Origin of the sequence: Arenimonas sp., assembly GCF_047602345.1 — a bacterium.
Lineage (GTDB): Bacteria > Pseudomonadota > Gammaproteobacteria > Xanthomonadales > Xanthomonadaceae > Arenimonas.
On the sequence record NZ_JASGHN010000004.1, the window covers coordinates 219,746 to 234,256 of the forward strand.

Below are 14,511 nucleotides of genomic sequence, written 5' to 3' on the forward strand. Positions count from 1 at the left end.
GCGACCATGACTAACGGCCTAGAAGGGGCGAGAACCTTTGCTCCGCATGCCTGTCCATAGCCGCATCCGACTATCATTCACTCCTTTGCATCCGGGTCCCTACCGCACATGAAGTCATTCCGTTACGGCCGCTGGCTGGCCGCGTTGCTCGTCGTCGTCGGTCTCGTTGTCGCCTGGCGCTGGATGTCCTCCGACAAGGAAAGCGCCGAAGCCTTCCGTACCGCGACCGTCGATCGCGGCGACATCCGCGTCGCGATCTCCGCCACCGGCAGTCTCAGCGCATTGTCCACGGTCGACGTCGGCACGCAGGTGTCGGGACAGGTCGAAACGGTGCTGGTGGACTTCAACGATTCGGTGAAGAAGGGGCAGATCATCGCCCGCATCGATCCGGCCACGGTGCAGGCGCGGGTGACGCAGGCCAATGCCTCGCTGGCCAGTTCGCAGGCTTCGCTGGCGCAGGCGCGCGCATCGCTCAAGCAGGCCGAAGCCGACTTCCAGCGCAAGAGCGACCTGGTGAAGCGTCAGCTGATCGCCCGCAGCGATTACGACCTCGCCGTCGCCGCGCTCGATCAGGCGCGGGCGCAACTCAGTTCGGCCCAGGCCAATATCCGCCAGCAACAGGCGCAGGTGGAAAGCGCGCGGGTGGACCTCGGCCATACCGATATCCTCTCGCCGGTCGACGGCGTGATCCTCGCGCGCGCGGTCGAACCCGGGCAGACGGTCGCCGCCAGCTTCCAGACGCCGGTGTTGTTCCAGATCGCCGAGGACCTGCGCCAGATGCAGATCGTGCTCGCGGTCGACGAAGCCGATATCGGCCAGGTGAAAGTCGGGCAGAAGGCCAGCTTCACCGTCGATGCTTTCCCGGATCGGAAATTCGAAGGCGAAGTGAAGCAGGTGCGCCTGGCCGCCACCAACACATCCAACGTCATCACCTACCCGGTGGTCGTCTCGGTCGACAACAGCGACATGACCCTGTTGCCGGGCATGACCGTGAACGCCGAGATCGAAGTCAGTCGCCGCGACGGCGTGCTGCGCGCGCCGAACGCGGCCTTGCGCTACAAGCCCGCCGACAACGGCTCGACGGCGGCGACGCCGGCCGGCCCGCAGATGCGTGGCGGCATGACCGACGAACTGCCGCGCATCGCGGCGGAGCTGAAGCTCAATGCCGAGCAGCAGGCCGCGCTGGATGCAGCGGTCGCGGCGATGCGCGAGCGCATGCAGGCCCGCATGGCGGCGCCGCAGGCGCAAGGCGGCGGCGGTTCCGTCGTCATCATGGGCGGCCGCGGCCCCGGTGGCGGCTCGCAGGGCGGCAACCGCGGCGGCGGCAACGACGGCGCCATGCGTCAGCGCATGATGGAACGCTTCAATCAGCAGTTCGCCGCGTTCCGCGCCACGCTCAGCGCCGCGCAGCAGGCGCAATGGGACAGCGCGCTCGCCGGCCTCATCAGCGCGCGCCGTGCGCCGGTCTACAAGCTCGTCGACGGCAAGCCCACGCCGGTCGTCGTTCGCGTCGGCGCATCGGACGGCACGCATACTGAAATCACCGGCGACCTGCGCGAAGGCGACGTGCTGGTGACCGGCAGCGGACGCGCCGCGCAATGACGTCACCGATCCACGGCGCGATCGAGACGCGCAACCTCGGCAAGGTCTATTCGCCCGGCAGCGAGGCGGAGGTGGTCGCGCTGAAGGGCGTCAACCTGTACATCGGGCGCGGCGAGTTCGTCGCGATCATGGGCCCCTCCGGTTCGGGCAAGTCGACCTTGATGAACCTGATCGGCTGCCTGGATACGCCGTCTTCGGGCACTTACCTCTGCGACGGCGTGGACATCTCGCGCCTGGACAAGGAAGGGCGTGCGGCCCTGCGCCGCGACAAGATCGGTTTCGTCTTCCAGGGTTTCAACCTGCTGTCGCGCATGAGCGCACTGGAGAACGTGGCGATGCCGATGGCCTACGCGCGTAGCGCACCGTCCGAGCGCCTGGACAAGGCGCGGCAGGCGCTCGAGGCCGTCGGTCTCGGCAACCGCGCCGATCACCGGCCCAGCGAACTGTCCGGCGGCCAGCAACAACGCGTTGCGATCGCGCGGGCACTGATCAATCGGCCGCCGATCCTGCTCGCCGACGAACCGACCGGTGCGCTCGATTCGCGCACGGGCGAGGAGATCCTCGCGTTGTTCTCGCGCCTGCAGTCAGAGGGACATACGATTGTGCTGATCACGCACGACCCGGGCGTGGCCGCGCATGCGGGACGCACCTTCGTCATGCGCGACGGCGAATTGCACGAGGAGAAGGCGGCATGACGCTCTCCGACGTTTTGCGCACCGCCGTCTACTCCCTGCGCGGCAACTGGTTGCGCAGCGCGCTGACTTCGCTCGGCGTCATCATCGGCATCGCCGCGGTCATCGTCATGGTCTCGGTCGGCCAGGGTACGCAGGCGGAGATCGACAAGCTGGTCTCCGGCCTGGGTTCGAATCGCCTCGACGTTTTCTCCGGCGCCGGTTTCGGCGGCGGCGGCGTGCGCATCAGCGCCGGCAGCAACTGGACCTTGAGCGAAGGCGACGCGGAGGCCATCCGCGCCGAGATTCCCGAGGTGCAGTACGTGTCGGCGCAACTTCGCGGCGGCTCGCAGATCGTCTACGCCGAGAACAACTGGTCGAGCCAGTGGCAGGGCGTGCAGCCCGACTGGTTCGGGATCAACAACTGGGAACTGGCCAGCGGCGAAGGTTTCACCGACCGCGACTACGGTTCGGCCGCCAAGACGGTGATCCTCGGCGAAACCGTGCGGCGCGAGCTGTTCGGCGACGAAGAGGCCATCGGCCAGAGCGTGCGCCTCGGTCGCGTGCCCTTCACCGTCGTTGGCGTGTTCAAATCCAAGGGCCAGGGCGGATTCGGGCAGGACCAGGACGATTTCGTCGTCGTGCCGCTGGAAACCGCGCGCCGCCGCCTCAGCGGCGCCAACAACATGCCGGCCGGCGCGGTGCAATCGATCGCGCTCGGCGTCGGCGATGCCAAGGATCTCGACTACGCCCAGGGCGAAGTCGAAGCCCTGCTGCGCCAGCGGCACAAGATCCAGCCAGGCAGCGACGACGACTTCAACGTGCGCAACATCGCGCAGATCGTCGCCACGCGCACCGAGACGACGAAGCTGATGTCCTTGCTGCTCGGCGCGGTGGCCAGCATTTCGTTGATCGTCGGCGGCATCGGCATCATGAACATCATGCTGGTGTCGGTGACCGAACGCATCCGCGAGATCGGTCTGCGCATGGCCGTCGGCGCCGGTCCGCGCGACATCCGCCGGCAGTTCCTGGCCGAGGCGATGCTGATCTCGCTGATCGGCGGCGCGCTCGGCATCGCCATCGGCGTGCTCGGCGCCCTGCTGGTCGGCAAGGTCGGTTCGCTGCCGGTGGCATTGAACGCCCAGGTGATCGGCATGGCGGCGGGTTTCTCGATCGCCACCGGCCTGTTCTTCGGGTACTACCCGGCCAGCAAGGCCGCGCAGCTCGATCCGATCGAGGCGCTGCGACAGCAATAGAGCGGCGCGAAAGGCTATGCTCCCGTCATGCCGACGGGAGCCCTCCATGCGTTCGACGATTCTCGCCTTGCTGGCTGCTTGCGCCATGAGTGCCGGCGCGGCTGAGACCTCCGCATCGACCCCGCGCACCGCGCTGGTGATCCATGGCGGTGCCGGTGTCATCATGCGTGAAGACCTCGGTGCTGCCGACGAAGCGGCGATCCGTTCCGATCTCGATCGTGCGCTGGACGCCGGAAACGCGGTGCTTTCGCGCGGCGGCAGCGCGCTCGACGCGGTCGCGGCCAGCATCCGCGTGCTCGAGGATTCGCCCTGGTTCAACGCCGGCAAAGGGGCCGTGTTCAATCATGAAGGCGGGCACGAACTCGATGCCTCGGTGATGGAGGGTCATACGCGCCGTGCGGGTGCGGTCGCGGGCGTGCGCACGGTGAAGAATCCGATCGAACTGGCGCGTGCGGTGATGGAGCACTCGCCGCATGTGATGCTCGCCGGCGATGGCGCCGAGGCCTTCGCCGACACGCGCGCCGAGATCGAGCGCGTCGATCCGAAGTACTTCGACACCGAACGACGCCGCCTGCAGCTCGAGAAGGCGAAGGCACTGGAGAAATCGCAGGCGTCGTTGGATGTACCCGGCACCTATTTCGGCACTGTGGGCGCGGTCGCGCTCGATGCGCAAGGCCATATCGCCGCCGGCACGTCGACCGGAGGCATGACCAACAAACGCTGGAGCCGCATCGGCGATTCGCCGGTGATCGGTGCCGGTACCTATGCCGACGACCGCTGCGGCGTCTCCGGCACCGGCTGGGGCGAGTTCTACATCCGCGCCGTCGTCGCGCACGACATCTGCGCGCGCGTGTCCTATCGCGGCGATGCGCTGGCGGTCGCGGCGGAAGAAGTGGTGAACGGCATCGTGCCGAAACTCGGCGGCGATGGCGGCGCGATCGCGTTGGACCGCGAAGGCAATATCGCCATGCCCTTCAATACCAGCGGCATGTACCGCGCCTGGATCAAACCCGACGGTAGCCGCGGCACGGCGGTTTTCAAGGGCGACTGAGCGCGACGAGCCGGAATCCGCGCATGGACCTGCCGACCTACCGCGAATTGCGTCAGCACGCGCGTCGCTACGCCAACCGCACCGATGAGGCGGAAGATCTCGTCCAGGACGCCTTGCTGGCGGCTTTGCAGGCAGACCGCCACGATATGCCCTGGTTGATCGGCGTGCTGCAGCGGCAGGCGGCGATGGCCGCCAGGACGGCGGCGCGCCGGAAACAGCGCGAGTCGCGCGCCGACGATCTGCATGAATCAGGTCAAGAGGCGAGCCTGTCGGTGACGCACGCCCAGGATTCCACCCGGGCCGTGCTTGCGCAACTGCTCGATCGCCTTGCGCCCGCAGCGCGGCGCGTCGCCGTCCTTGCCTTGCATGGCCTGAACGCCGAAGAGATTCGTTGGATCCTCGACATTACGGCCGAGGCGTTTCGCCAGCGCCTGAGCAGCATCCGCAAAGCGCTCGGTGGCCTGTCGCCCGAACTGCGGGCCGAATCGCTGGCCCTGGCGTATGTGCGCAACCCGGTGCGCAGCCTTGATCTGGAGTTCGGGCTCGTGCGCAGGAGCCTGCATGCCGCGTTGGCCGGCGGCGCCGGGCTGGGGACGCACGATCCGGACGGCCACCTGCTGATCATCCGCCGCGATGCTCACGTTTTCGCGCCTCGCGGCAACAAACAGGTGATGGGCGATCGTGTCGGCTCCGATCGGAGCGATTGACCGCCTGTCGCCCCACCACTAGCCAGGAGAACTCCATGCTCGGTCAATGCCGCATCGGCGCCATCGTTTTTTTCGTCGGCGAGCTTGCTCGCTCGCTTTCCTTCTACCGGGACACGCTGGGGTTGCCGGTCAATGCCGTCGACGGTCACGACGGGCCGTTCGGTATCGCGGAGTTGGAAGGCATGACCCTGGTCTTCATCCCGCGTCCTGCCAAGGCCGGCGATTCGCCGGTGGTGGTCTTCACGCTCGACGGAGGCATCGACGACTACGCCGAATCGCTGGCCGAACGCGGCGTGGAGATCGTGGTGCCCGTAAGCGAAGCGCCGGACGGCGGATGGTCGATGGACTTCGTCGACCCGGATCGCAACGTGCTCAGCCTCTACCAGCCGGCGGATGCACCGAGGAGGCGCTGACATGGGCATGTTCTCAAGAACGAGCGCGGTCTCATTGATGCTGGCCGTTTCGATCGCACCGACGGTGGCCGCGAATTCGGTGGACGCGCCTCCCGACCCCTGGCGCGCCTTGTTCGGCGAGTGGCAGGGCAAGGGCGAAGTGCGTGGCATGTCGGCAGACGTTCGTCTGCGCTTCGAGGCGACATTGGACGGCCAGGGCCGCAGGCTCTCGTTCCACAACACGATGACCGACATGCATGGCAAAGCCTGGCTTTTCCTCGCCGAGGCGATCTATCTTTGCGCGCCGGATGGGAACTGCCGCGGGCAATGGCAGGATTCGCGCGGCATGGTCCTGCCGTTGAGCACGCGTTCGCAAGCCGATCGCGTCATCGTCGATTGGGGCGATGCCGATAGCGAACGCGGCCGAACGACCTATCGCGTGATGCCGGACGGTTCTCTGGAAATCGAGGACGAAGTCCTCGACAAATCAGGCGCGTGGAAAGTCTTCGGGCGAACGAAAGCGCGGCGCCTTGGCAACGAAGCCGCGTTGACGCGTTGACGCGAATGCGGGGTCGCGCATTCGCGACCCCGCGTTGTTCGTTCGTCAGAAGCCGTTGTCGCCGTCGATCAGGCGACCCAGGCCGCCGAGCACCGAGCCTTCGTCGCGACCGCCGCCCTGGCGCGGCATCGCGCTCCACATGCGGCCGGCGAGGCGCGAGAACGGCAGCGACTGGACCCAGATCTTGCCGGGGCCGGTCAGCGTGGCGAGGAAGACGCCTTCGCCGCCGAACAATGCCGATTTCACGCTGCCGACCGACTTGATGTCGAAATTGACGGTGCTGGTCATCGCCACGACGCAGCCGGTATCGACGTCGAGGCGTTCGCCTGCGGCGAGTTCGCGTTCGACGATCGTGCCGCCGGCGTGGATGAACACCAGTCCGTCGCCTTCGAGCTTCTGCATGATGAAGCCTTCGCCGCCGAACAGCGCGGTCAGGATCTTCTTCTGGAAGAACAGCCCGATCGAAACGCCGCGTGCGGCGCAGAGGAAACTGTCCTTCTGGCAGATGATGCGACCGCCGTAGTTGCCCAAGGTCATCGGCACGATGGTGCCGGGATAGGGCGCCGCGAACGCGACGCGCGCCTTGCCGCTGCCGCCGGCGTGCGAAAACATCGTCGTGAACAGGCTCTCGCCGGTGATCAGGCGCTTGCCGGCGCCGACCAGCTTGTCCATGAAACCGCCGCCGCTCGCGGATTTCGAGCCGTCGCCGAATACGGTTTCCATGTTGATGACGGCGTCCTTGTACATCATCGATCCGGCTTCGGCGACGGCGCTCTCGCCCGGATCGAGTTCGATCTCGACGAACTGCATGTCCTCGCCATAGATGCGGTAGTCGATGACATCGCTGCGCTGCCCGCCCGAAGCGGGAGGCGGCGGCGCCGTCATCGCGCCGGGCGCGCCTTCGGCGCGCAGTTCGGCGCAGGCCGAGATCGGCATCCATTCGGCGAAGCCCTGGCGCCAGACATGGCCGTTCGGGTTCTTCGCGGCTTGCGCGATCGCGGCCGGCGTGTCGAGCGGACCCATCTGCTGCCCGTTGTAACTGAAATGCCACTGGTGCATTGCTGTCTCCTTGCTGCGAATCGTTACGGTCGCGCCCGTTGCCTGGCTTGCGCAGGCAGCGTTCGCGTTCGCGGTGGAATCAAAGGCCGAGTTGCTGGCGGATGTCGCGCTGTGCGCTCGCATCCAGTTGCAGCTGCGCCGCCAGTTCCTCGAGGAAACGGTTTTCCTCATCGGTATCGGCGGTAATGGCGATCAGGGCGGCGGCATAGGTTTCGTCGCGAAGTTCCGCCGGCGTGCGCACGACGAGTTGCTGCAGGGTCAAGGGTGCGCGCATTTCGATGTCCAGCGCATCGAGTTCTTCGCGACCCATGCCTGCCTCGCGTGCGCGGCCCAGCAGGGCCTCGCGTTCCTGCGCGTCGATCAGGCCGTCGGCGTTCGCCGCACAGATCATCGCCCGCACCAGGTGCAGGGCTTGCTGGCTTTGTTGCGCCGGCGGCGGGGAGGGCGGCAGGCCGGGCGGCGGCGGAGGCGGCTGGGATCCCATGACGGGCGCCGGCGCAGCCGGCGCTCCTGCGCCGGTCGTTCCCGTGGCCGGCTGTTGCTTGAAATGCTCGTAAGCGGCGTAGGCCAGGGCCAGCAGGCCGACGCCCAGCTTGGCCTTGCCGGCCATGCCGAGGCCCGAGCCGCCCAGGAAACCGGAGCGATGCTTGCGCTTGCGCCGCGACCCGCCCAAAGCCCCCGACATCGCATCGCCCATGATCTGGCCGAGCATCTTTTCCGGATCGAACATCGTTTTCCCTCGATTGGTCCAGGCTCATCCTGGGGCAAGCAGCGTACGCTGCCGTGTGCTCCAAGTCATAGGCGCCGGTCGGTCCGGGGCGGCTTTGGCGAGGCTGTGGCAGAATGCCGGGCTGATTCTGCCCTGATTCCGTTCATGCCCCGTTACCGGAAGTTTTCCTGCAAGAACCTGAAGGCCCCGCACCGGGCCGGACAGGGCGGCCGCTGATGGCCGACAGCAGTGGAAGCCACGCGCCGCGCAGCCCGTTCCGGGCCTGGCAGGCGTTCATCTGGTCGATGCAGGGCCTCCGGGCCACCTGGGCGGTGGAATCCTCGTTTCGCCTCGAGGTCTATCTTTTCGTCGTCCTCGCGCCGCTGGCGCTATGGTTGGGCCACACTGGCGTCGAGCGTTCGATACTGATCGGCTCGATGATGGTCGTGCTGATCATCGAAGTGCTCAATTCGGCCGTGGAAGCGGTCGTGGATCGCTGGGGTCCGGAAATGCACGAACTGGCGGGGCGTGCGAAAGACATGGGGTCGGCGGCCGTATTTCTCGCCGACATGAACGTTTTGCTCTGCTGGGGACTGATCCTGGTCCCGCGTTATCTGGATTGAGGCCGGCATGGATTGGATTTTCAGCAGCGAGATCTGGATCGCCCTGTTCACCCTGGCGACCCTCGAGATCGTGCTCGGCGTGGACAACCTGGTGTTCATTTCCATCGCCGTCAGTCGCCTGCCGCCCGACCGCCGTCCGGCCGCGCGCCGCTTCGGCCTAGCCCTGGCCTGCATCACCCGCATCCTGCTGCTGGTCTCGCTGGCCTTCCTGGCCAAGATGCAGAACAACCTGTTCTCGCTGTTCGGCCAGGATTTTTCCGTTCGCGACCTGGTGCTGATCGGCGGCGGCCTGTTCCTGCTGGTCAAGGGCACGATGGAGATCCACGACGCCGTCGAAGGCGAAGGCGAAGAAGCCGGCATCGACACGCGACCGTCCGCCGTCTTCGGCATGGTGATCGCGCAGATCGCTGTCATCGACATCGTGTTCTCGCTCGATTCGGTCATCACCGCGGTCGGCATGGTCAGCAACGTGCCGGTGATGATCGCGGCGATCATGATCGCGGTCGGCGTGATGCTGTTCGCCTCCAATCCCATCGGCGATTTCATCGATCGTCATCCGACGGTGAAGATGCTGGCCCTGGCCTTCATCATCCTGGTCGGCGTGGCGCTGATCGCCGACGGCTTCGAGTTCCACATCGATCGCCGCTTCCTCTATTTCGCGATGGCCTTCTCCGGCGCGGTGGAAGCGCTGAACATCCTCGCCAAAAAGAAACGCGCCGGCCGACTGCGCTAGCGCGCGCGTTCGGCGCGCAGGGCTTCGAGCAACTCGCCGGACTCGGCCGTGACCAGCGAGCACACCGGCCCCTTGCACAGGGTCGCGATGCCGTCGGCGGAGCGAGGTTTGTCGGCTAGGGCGGGCGGCAAGGCCGAATCCTCGTCCGCCAGCAGGTAGACCCGGCATGCGCGTTCGTTCGTGAGCTGCGCACGCCAACGCACCAACGACGACGCATCGCCGCGCACGAGCACTTGCACGGGCGGGTCGCGCCATTCGCGCAGGGCGATGGCCAGGCTGCTCGCCGCTTGCGGAAGATCGGACAGGGCGCTCCATCCCGCCCGCAAGCACGCTTCCGCGGCGTCCAGGTAACGCGGTTCCGCCAGCAGCCAGCCCAGCTCCTGCAAGGCGCGCGCGGCGAGGCCGTTGCCGGCAGGCGTGGACTCGTCCAGCCAGGGCTTGGGTCGTTGCGGCAGCGGCGCATGATCGTGCGCGGTGAAGAAGAAGCCGCCCGTCGATTCGTCGGCGAAGTCGCGCAGCAAGGTCTCCGCCAGGCGTTGCGCGAGTTGCAGGGCGCGCGCCTCGCCCGTGGCGCGCAGCACATCGAGCGAGGCCTGCAGCGCCGCCGCATGGTCGTCGAGGAAACCCGGGCCCTCGCTGCCGATGACGGCCGGCAGGCGATCGCGGGCATCGCAAGCTGACTGGATCAGCCTCAGAAGCGCGAGGCTTTCCTGCCGCCAGTCTTCCCGCGCCAGGGCCAGCCCGGCGCGGGCCAGGCCGCTGGCCAGCAAGGCATTCCAGAACGTCAGTCTCTTGTCGTCGCGCCCGGGGCGTATGCGCGTCCCGCGGCGCGCGAGCAGGCGCGAACGCGCACGTGCGAGTTCGACGACGATGTCTTCTTCATCCCGTTGCAGCGACTGTGCGATCTGCGCGGCGGAGGCGGCGGCGTGCAGATGCCAATGACGGCTTTCGAAGTTCGGTTCGTGGTCCAGTCCATAGTGAGATCGCGCCGCCTCGCGCTCCGGGGCTTCCAGAGCGGCATCGAAGGATTCGCGATCCCAGAGATAGTACAGACCCTCTTCGCCTTCCGAATCGGCGTCCAATGCCGAGCAATAGCCACCGCCATCGGCGCGCATCTCCTGCCGCAGCCAGGCCACGATGCCTTCGGCGGCTTCGCGGAACGGCGCGCTGTCCAGTTCGACAGCGGCCTCGGCATAGACCGGCAGCAATTGCGCGTTGTCGTACAACATCTTCTCGAAATGCGGGATGTCCCAGTGTTCGTCGACGCAGTAGCGAAAGAAGCCGCCGGCGAGGTGGTCGTGCAGTCCGCGCGCCGCCATGCGATCGAGCGTGGTCGCGGCCATGCGCCTCGCGCCCATGTCGCCTTCGCCTGCCAGGGACAGCAACAACTCCAGTTCGCCGGCGTGCGGGAATTTCGGTCCTCCCTGGTGCCCGCCGTTGTCCTCGTCGAAACCGGCTTCGATGCGTGCCCGCGCTTTCAGCAGCGGTGCATCGGACAATTCGCCGGCATGGGCGGCGTCGCGGCCGTAGCCGGCGAGGAAATCGCGCAAGGCCTCGTTCTGCTGGCGTACCTGGTCGCGGCGCGTATCCCACCAGTCGCGCACGCCACGCAGCACGTCGGCGAACCCGGGCATGCCGTAGCGCGGCTGCTTCGGAAAATAAGTGCCGGCGTAGAAGGGCACGAGATCGTGCGGGTCGAGGAAGACGGTGAGGGGCCAGCCGCCGCCGCGCCGCGTGAGTGCCTGGTGCGAAAGTTGGTAGATGCGGTCCAGGTCCGGCCGTTCTTCGCGGTCGACCTTGATGCAAACGAACGACCGATTCATCTGTTCGCCGATGGCCGCGTCCTCGAAACTTTCGTGCGCCATCACATGGCACCAATGGCAGGCCGAGTAGCCGACGGACAGCAGGATGGGCTGGTCCGCGTTCTTCGCCGCCCCCAGCGCCTCGTCGGACCAGGGCCACCAATCCACCGGGTTGTCGGCATGCTGGCGCAGGTAGAGGCTGTGTTCGCGGGCGAGCCGGTTCGTCATGGGGCCAGTATGGGCCGTCGGCTGGCGCCGGACACGCCGGAATCGATTCGGTCGGGCGGCGCGTCAGGCCGCGCTCAGGCAAAATAGGCGCATGCCCGGCCCCATCCTGCACGACATCGACCCCATCGCCGTATCGCTGCCGTTCTGGCCGCATGGCATCCACTGGTACGGGATCATGTACCTGCTCGGCTTCGGTGCCGCCTGGTGGCTGGGCATGCGCCGGATACGCGCTGGCCGCCTGCCCGGCGTGGGCGAGCAGGGCTTCGGCGACCTGCTGTTCTACGCGATGCTCGGCGTTGTGCTGGGCGGACGCGTCGGTTACGTCCTGTTCTATTCCTTCGGCGATTTCCTCGCCAATCCGCTGTTCCTGTTCCGGATCAACGAAGGCGGCATGAGCTTCCACGGCGGATTGCTCGGCGTGATGATCGCCGTCGCCTGGTGGTCGTGGCGGCAGCGCCTGCATGTCTTCGACACGATGGATTTCATCGCGCCGCTGGTGCCCGCAGGTCTGGGTTTCGGGCGGCTCGGCAATTACATCGGCGGCGAACTCTGGGGAAAACTCACCGGCGGGCAGTGGGGCGTGATCTTCCCGCACAGCGATCTCGGCCCCTACACCGGGCTACCGATGGACCGCCTGCGCGAATTGCAGGCCAGTGGCGCGCTCGATGCCTATGCGCGCCATCCTTCGCAGTTGTACCAGGCGGCATTGGAAGGCCTAGCCATGTTCCTCGTGCTGTACTTTTTTTCGCGCCGGCCGCAGCCGCGCTACGCCGTGTCGGGCCTGTTCGCCTTGCTCTACGGTTGCTTCCGTTTCCTGGTCGAGTTCGTGCGCATGCCGGACGCGCAGATCGGCTATCTGGCTTTCGACTGGCTGACGATGGGGCAGGTGCTGTCGCTGCCGCTGATCGCCGTGGGCCTGTTCTTGCTGTGGCTGTCGCGTCGCTCGCCGACGCTGGCGCCCGCGTCGGCAACCTGAGGTTCCGCCATGCGCCAGTATCTCGACGTGCTCGAACATGTGATGCGCCATGGCGCGGAGAAATCCGATCGCACCGGCACCGGCACGCGTTCGGTCTTCGGCGCGCAGATGCGCTTCGATCTGAATGTGGGTTTCCCGCTCGTCACGACCAAGAAGCTGCACCTGCGCTCGATCGTGCACGAGTTGCTGTGGTTCCTGAAAGGCGAAACGAATATCGCCTACCTGAAGGACAATAAGGTCAGCATCTGGGACGAGTGGGCCGATGCGCGCGGCGAACTCGGCCCCGTCTACGGCAAGCAATGGCGTAGCTGGGGCACGCCGGACGGCCGCACGATCGATCAGATCCAATGGCTGCTCGACGAGATCCGGCGCAATCCCGATTCGCGTCGCCTGATCGTCAGCGCGTGGAACGTCGCCGACCTGCCGAAGATGGCGCTGATGCCCTGCCATGCGCTGTTCCAGTTCTACGTCGCCGACGGCAAGCTCAGCTGCCAGCTCTACCAGCGCTCGGCCGATCTTTTCCTGGGCGTGCCGTTCAACATCGCCAGCTATGCGCTGCTGACGCACATGATCGCGCAGGTCTGCGGGCTGGGCGTCGGCGATTTCGTCCACACGCTGGGCGATGCGCACATCTATTCGAACCATTACGACCAGGTCAACGAGCAGCTCTCGCGCACGCCGCGCGCCTTGCCGCGATTGCGCCTGAATCCGGACGTCGGCGATCTTTTCGCTTTCCGTTACGAAGACATCGAAATCCTCGACTACGATCCGCATCCGGCCATCAAGGCGCCGGTGGCGGTGTGATCATTTCGTTGGTGGCGGCGCTGGATCGCGACCATGCCATCGGTCGCGGCAACGACCTGCCCTGGAAACTGCCGGACGACTTGAAGCGCTTCAAGGCCTTGACGCTGGGCAAGCCGGTGCTGATGGGGCGCAAGACCGCCGAATCGTTGGGGCGTGCGTTGCCGGGGCGACGCAACATGGTGTTGACGCGTTCGGGGCGCGCGCCGTTCGACGGCATGGAGACGGTGGCGTCGATCGAGGAAGCGATCGCGCGCGTCGATGGCGACGAACTGATGGTGATCGGTGGCGGTGAGATCTACGCGCTGGCGCTGCCTTTCGCCACGCGCATGTACCTGACGCATGTGGGTGCGCGCGTAGGCGATGCCGATGCCTTCTTCCCGCGCTTCGATGCGGATGAGTGGAAGGTCGTGTCGCGCGAGGCGCACGCGGCCGACGCGAAACACGCGTTCGCTTTCGAGTTCGTCGACTACGTGCGCCGCTGAACGCGCGAATCAATCGCCGGCTTTTTCGCCCGCCGCCATCTTGCGGCCTTCGACCTGGTGCAGGCGCAATTCCGGGCCCAGTTCGAGCGCGCTGAGGCGGCCGCCCCAGACCGCGCCGGTATCGATGCTGTAGACGCCGAGGCCCATGAACAGGCCCAGCGTGGACCAATGGCCGCAGACCATCGGCAATTCACGCGGCGCATGGCCCGGTACTTCGAACCAGGGATACATGCCGGGCGTCTGCGTGCCCGGGCGGCCCTTGTCCGAAAAACTGATGCGGCCGGCGGGCGTGCAGTAGCGCATGCGCGTGAAGATGTTGACGATGGCGCGGAAGCGCTCCGGGCCGCCGAGCTTCGGCGACCAGGCCGGCTTGTCGCCGTACATGTTCTTCAGGTACTTGCGATAGCCGTCGCCGTGCAACTGGTCCTCGACCTCGCGCGCGCGCGCTTCGGCGATCTTCAGCGTCCATTTCGGCGCCAGGCCGGCATGCACCATCGCGAAACCGAGCGTGCGATCGACATGCAACAGCTTCTGCTTGCGCAGCCACTCCATCAGCACGTCGCGGTCTTCGGCGAACAGCACGCGCTGCAGATCCGGATTGACCTTGCGCTGGTCCTGTTCCTGCCGCTGCGCGATCGCCAGCAGCGACAGGTCGTGGTTGCCCAGCACGATCGTGCTGTGGATCGCCAGCGAATGGATCAGGCGCAGCGTTTCCAGCGATTGCCCGCCGCGATTGACCAGGTCGCCGCAGAACCACAGGCGGTCCTTGAGCGGATCGAAGCGGATCTTTTCGAGCAGGCGCTGTAGCGCGTCGTAACAACCCTGCACGTCGCCGATGGCATAGGTGCTCATGCGCG

Annotated in this window: 15 protein-coding genes and 1 pseudogene; 12 read left to right on the top strand and 4 right to left on the bottom strand. The window is 66.5% G+C overall.

All coding sequences use genetic code 11. The features are described from left to right. The first annotated feature begins 108 nt into the window (after nt 1-108). The 7 genes from QM707_RS03045 to QM707_RS03075 are packed head-to-tail and all read left to right on the top strand — an operon-like array spanning nt 109 to nt 6,238. Nucleotides 109-1,602 carry an efflux RND transporter periplasmic adaptor subunit gene (locus tag QM707_RS03045; RefSeq protein ID WP_415000399.1) on the top strand — a complete coding sequence of 498 codons (1,494 nt, stop codon included), beginning with the start codon at nt 109-111 and terminating at the stop codon, nt 1,600-1,602. Further along, on the top strand, nt 1,599-2,297 hold the full coding sequence (locus QM707_RS03050) for an ABC transporter ATP-binding protein (protein WP_415000400.1): 699 nt from the start codon (nt 1,599-1,601) through the stop codon (nt 2,295-2,297). The genes QM707_RS03045 and QM707_RS03050 overlap by 4 nt, the downstream gene beginning before the upstream one ends. Further along, a complete protein-coding gene (locus QM707_RS03055; RefSeq protein ID WP_415000401.1) occupies nt 2,294-3,529 on the top strand; it encodes an ABC transporter permease in 1,236 nt (411 codons plus the stop codon). The genes QM707_RS03050 and QM707_RS03055 overlap by 4 nt, the downstream gene beginning before the upstream one ends. A 46-nt stretch (nt 3,530-3,575) precedes the next feature. Further along, nucleotides 3,576-4,580, top strand: a complete 1,005-nt coding sequence (locus QM707_RS03060) for an isoaspartyl peptidase/L-asparaginase family protein (RefSeq protein ID WP_415000402.1) — start codon at nt 3,576-3,578, stop codon at nt 4,578-4,580. A 23-nt stretch (nt 4,581-4,603) separates the two neighbouring features. After that, nucleotides 4,604-5,287 (top strand): RNA polymerase sigma factor, encoded by a 684-nt coding sequence (locus QM707_RS03065; RefSeq protein ID WP_415000403.1) that lies wholly within the window; start codon nt 4,604-4,606, stop codon nt 5,285-5,287. A 35-nt stretch (nt 5,288-5,322) separates the two neighbouring features. Beyond that, on the top strand, nt 5,323-5,700 hold the full coding sequence (locus QM707_RS03070) for a VOC family protein (protein WP_415000404.1): 378 nt from the start codon (nt 5,323-5,325) through the stop codon (nt 5,698-5,700). A 37-nt stretch (nt 5,701-5,737) separates the two neighbouring features. Continuing rightward, the gene (locus tag QM707_RS03075; protein WP_415000405.1) at nt 5,738-6,238 is read left to right on the top strand and encodes a hypothetical protein; all 501 of its coding nucleotides are present in this window, start codon (nt 5,738-5,740) and stop codon (nt 6,236-6,238) included. A 45-nt stretch (nt 6,239-6,283) separates the two neighbouring features. Here the strand turns inward: QM707_RS03075 and QM707_RS03080 are convergent, their stop codons facing one another. Continuing rightward, on the bottom strand, nt 6,284-7,297 hold the full coding sequence (locus QM707_RS03080; RefSeq protein ID WP_415000406.1) for a TIGR00266 family protein: 1,014 nt from the start codon (nt 7,295-7,297) through the stop codon (nt 6,284-6,286). Nucleotides 7,298-7,376: 79 nt separating this feature from the next. After that, nucleotides 7,377-8,027, bottom strand: coding sequence for a DUF533 domain-containing protein (locus tag QM707_RS03085; RefSeq protein ID WP_415000407.1), 651 nt, complete (start codon nt 8,025-8,027; stop codon nt 7,377-7,379). A gap of 215 nt (nt 8,028-8,242) precedes the next feature. On the opposite strand from QM707_RS03085, the gene QM707_RS03090 reads away from it, so the two are divergent. Then, nucleotides 8,243-8,629, top strand: coding sequence for a diacylglycerol kinase (locus QM707_RS03090; RefSeq protein WP_415000408.1), 387 nt, complete (start codon nt 8,243-8,245; stop codon nt 8,627-8,629). A gap of 7 nt (nt 8,630-8,636) precedes the next feature. Next, nucleotides 8,637-9,362 carry a TerC family protein gene (locus tag QM707_RS03095; RefSeq protein WP_415000409.1) on the top strand — a complete coding sequence of 242 codons (726 nt, stop codon included), beginning with the start codon at nt 8,637-8,639 and terminating at the stop codon, nt 9,360-9,362. Here QM707_RS03095 and QM707_RS03100 read toward each other — a convergent pair. Then, entirely contained in the window at nt 9,359-11,392 is a 2,034-nt protein-coding gene (locus QM707_RS03100; protein ID WP_415000410.1) for a thioredoxin domain-containing protein, read from the bottom strand. The two genes, QM707_RS03095 and QM707_RS03100, sit on opposite strands and share 4 nt — an antisense overlap. A 91-nt stretch (nt 11,393-11,483) precedes the next feature. On the opposite strand from QM707_RS03100, the gene lgt reads away from it, so the two are divergent. Genes lgt through QM707_RS03115 form a run of 3 tightly spaced genes read left to right on the top strand, consistent with a single transcriptional unit; the run spans nt 11,484 to nt 13,654 of the window. Next, entirely contained in the window at nt 11,484-12,368 is an 885-nt protein-coding gene (gene lgt, locus QM707_RS03105) for a prolipoprotein diacylglyceryl transferase (RefSeq protein WP_415000411.1), read from the top strand. Nucleotides 12,369-12,377: 9 nt separating this feature from the next. Then, nucleotides 12,378-13,172 carry a thymidylate synthase gene (locus QM707_RS03110; protein WP_415000412.1) on the top strand — a complete coding sequence of 265 codons (795 nt, stop codon included), beginning with the start codon at nt 12,378-12,380 and terminating at the stop codon, nt 13,170-13,172. Between the two features lie 2 nt (nt 13,173-13,174). Further along, nucleotides 13,175-13,654 (top strand): dihydrofolate reductase, encoded by a 480-nt coding sequence (locus QM707_RS03115; protein ID WP_415000518.1) that lies wholly within the window; start codon nt 13,175-13,177, stop codon nt 13,652-13,654. A 36-nt stretch (nt 13,655-13,690) separates the two neighbouring features. Here the strand turns inward: QM707_RS03115 and QM707_RS03120 are convergent. After that, nucleotides 13,691-14,506, bottom strand: a pseudogene (locus QM707_RS03120) (symmetrical bis(5'-nucleosyl)-tetraphosphatase); the annotation flags it as partial. Nucleotides 14,507-14,511: the final 5 nt, after the last annotated feature.

What these genes read in the sequence shown, in the direction of transcription:
- QM707_RS03045 (WP_415000399.1), top strand. Translation starts at nt 109, where the DNA reads ATGAAGTCATTCCGTTACGGCCGCTGGCTGGCCGCGTTGCTCGTCGTC.
- QM707_RS03050 (WP_415000400.1), top strand. Translation starts at nt 1,599, where the DNA reads ATGACGTCACCGATCCACGGCGCGATCGAGACGCGCAACCTCGGCAAG.
- QM707_RS03055 (WP_415000401.1), top strand. Translation starts at nt 2,294, where the DNA reads ATGACGCTCTCCGACGTTTTGCGCACCGCCGTCTACTCCCTGCGCGGC.
- QM707_RS03060 (WP_415000402.1), top strand. Translation starts at nt 3,576, where the DNA reads ATGCGTTCGACGATTCTCGCCTTGCTGGCTGCTTGCGCCATGAGTGCC.
- QM707_RS03065 (WP_415000403.1), top strand. Translation starts at nt 4,604, where the DNA reads ATGGACCTGCCGACCTACCGCGAATTGCGTCAGCACGCGCGTCGCTAC.
- QM707_RS03070 (WP_415000404.1), top strand. Translation starts at nt 5,323, where the DNA reads ATGCTCGGTCAATGCCGCATCGGCGCCATCGTTTTTTTCGTCGGCGAG.
- QM707_RS03075 (WP_415000405.1), top strand. Translation starts at nt 5,738, where the DNA reads ATGCTGGCCGTTTCGATCGCACCGACGGTGGCCGCGAATTCGGTGGAC.
- QM707_RS03080 (WP_415000406.1), bottom strand. Translation starts at nt 7,297, where the DNA reads ATGCACCAGTGGCATTTCAGTTACAACGGGCAGCAGATGGGTCCGCTC.
- QM707_RS03085 (WP_415000407.1), bottom strand. Translation starts at nt 8,027, where the DNA reads ATGTTCGATCCGGAAAAGATGCTCGGCCAGATCATGGGCGATGCGATG.
- QM707_RS03090 (WP_415000408.1), top strand. Translation starts at nt 8,243, where the DNA reads ATGGCCGACAGCAGTGGAAGCCACGCGCCGCGCAGCCCGTTCCGGGCC.
- QM707_RS03095 (WP_415000409.1), top strand. Translation starts at nt 8,637, where the DNA reads ATGGATTGGATTTTCAGCAGCGAGATCTGGATCGCCCTGTTCACCCTG.
- QM707_RS03100 (WP_415000410.1), bottom strand. Translation starts at nt 11,392, where the DNA reads ATGACGAACCGGCTCGCCCGCGAACACAGCCTCTACCTGCGCCAGCAT.
- lgt (WP_415000411.1), top strand. Translation starts at nt 11,484, where the DNA reads ATGCCCGGCCCCATCCTGCACGACATCGACCCCATCGCCGTATCGCTG.
- QM707_RS03110 (WP_415000412.1), top strand. Translation starts at nt 12,378, where the DNA reads ATGCGCCAGTATCTCGACGTGCTCGAACATGTGATGCGCCATGGCGCG.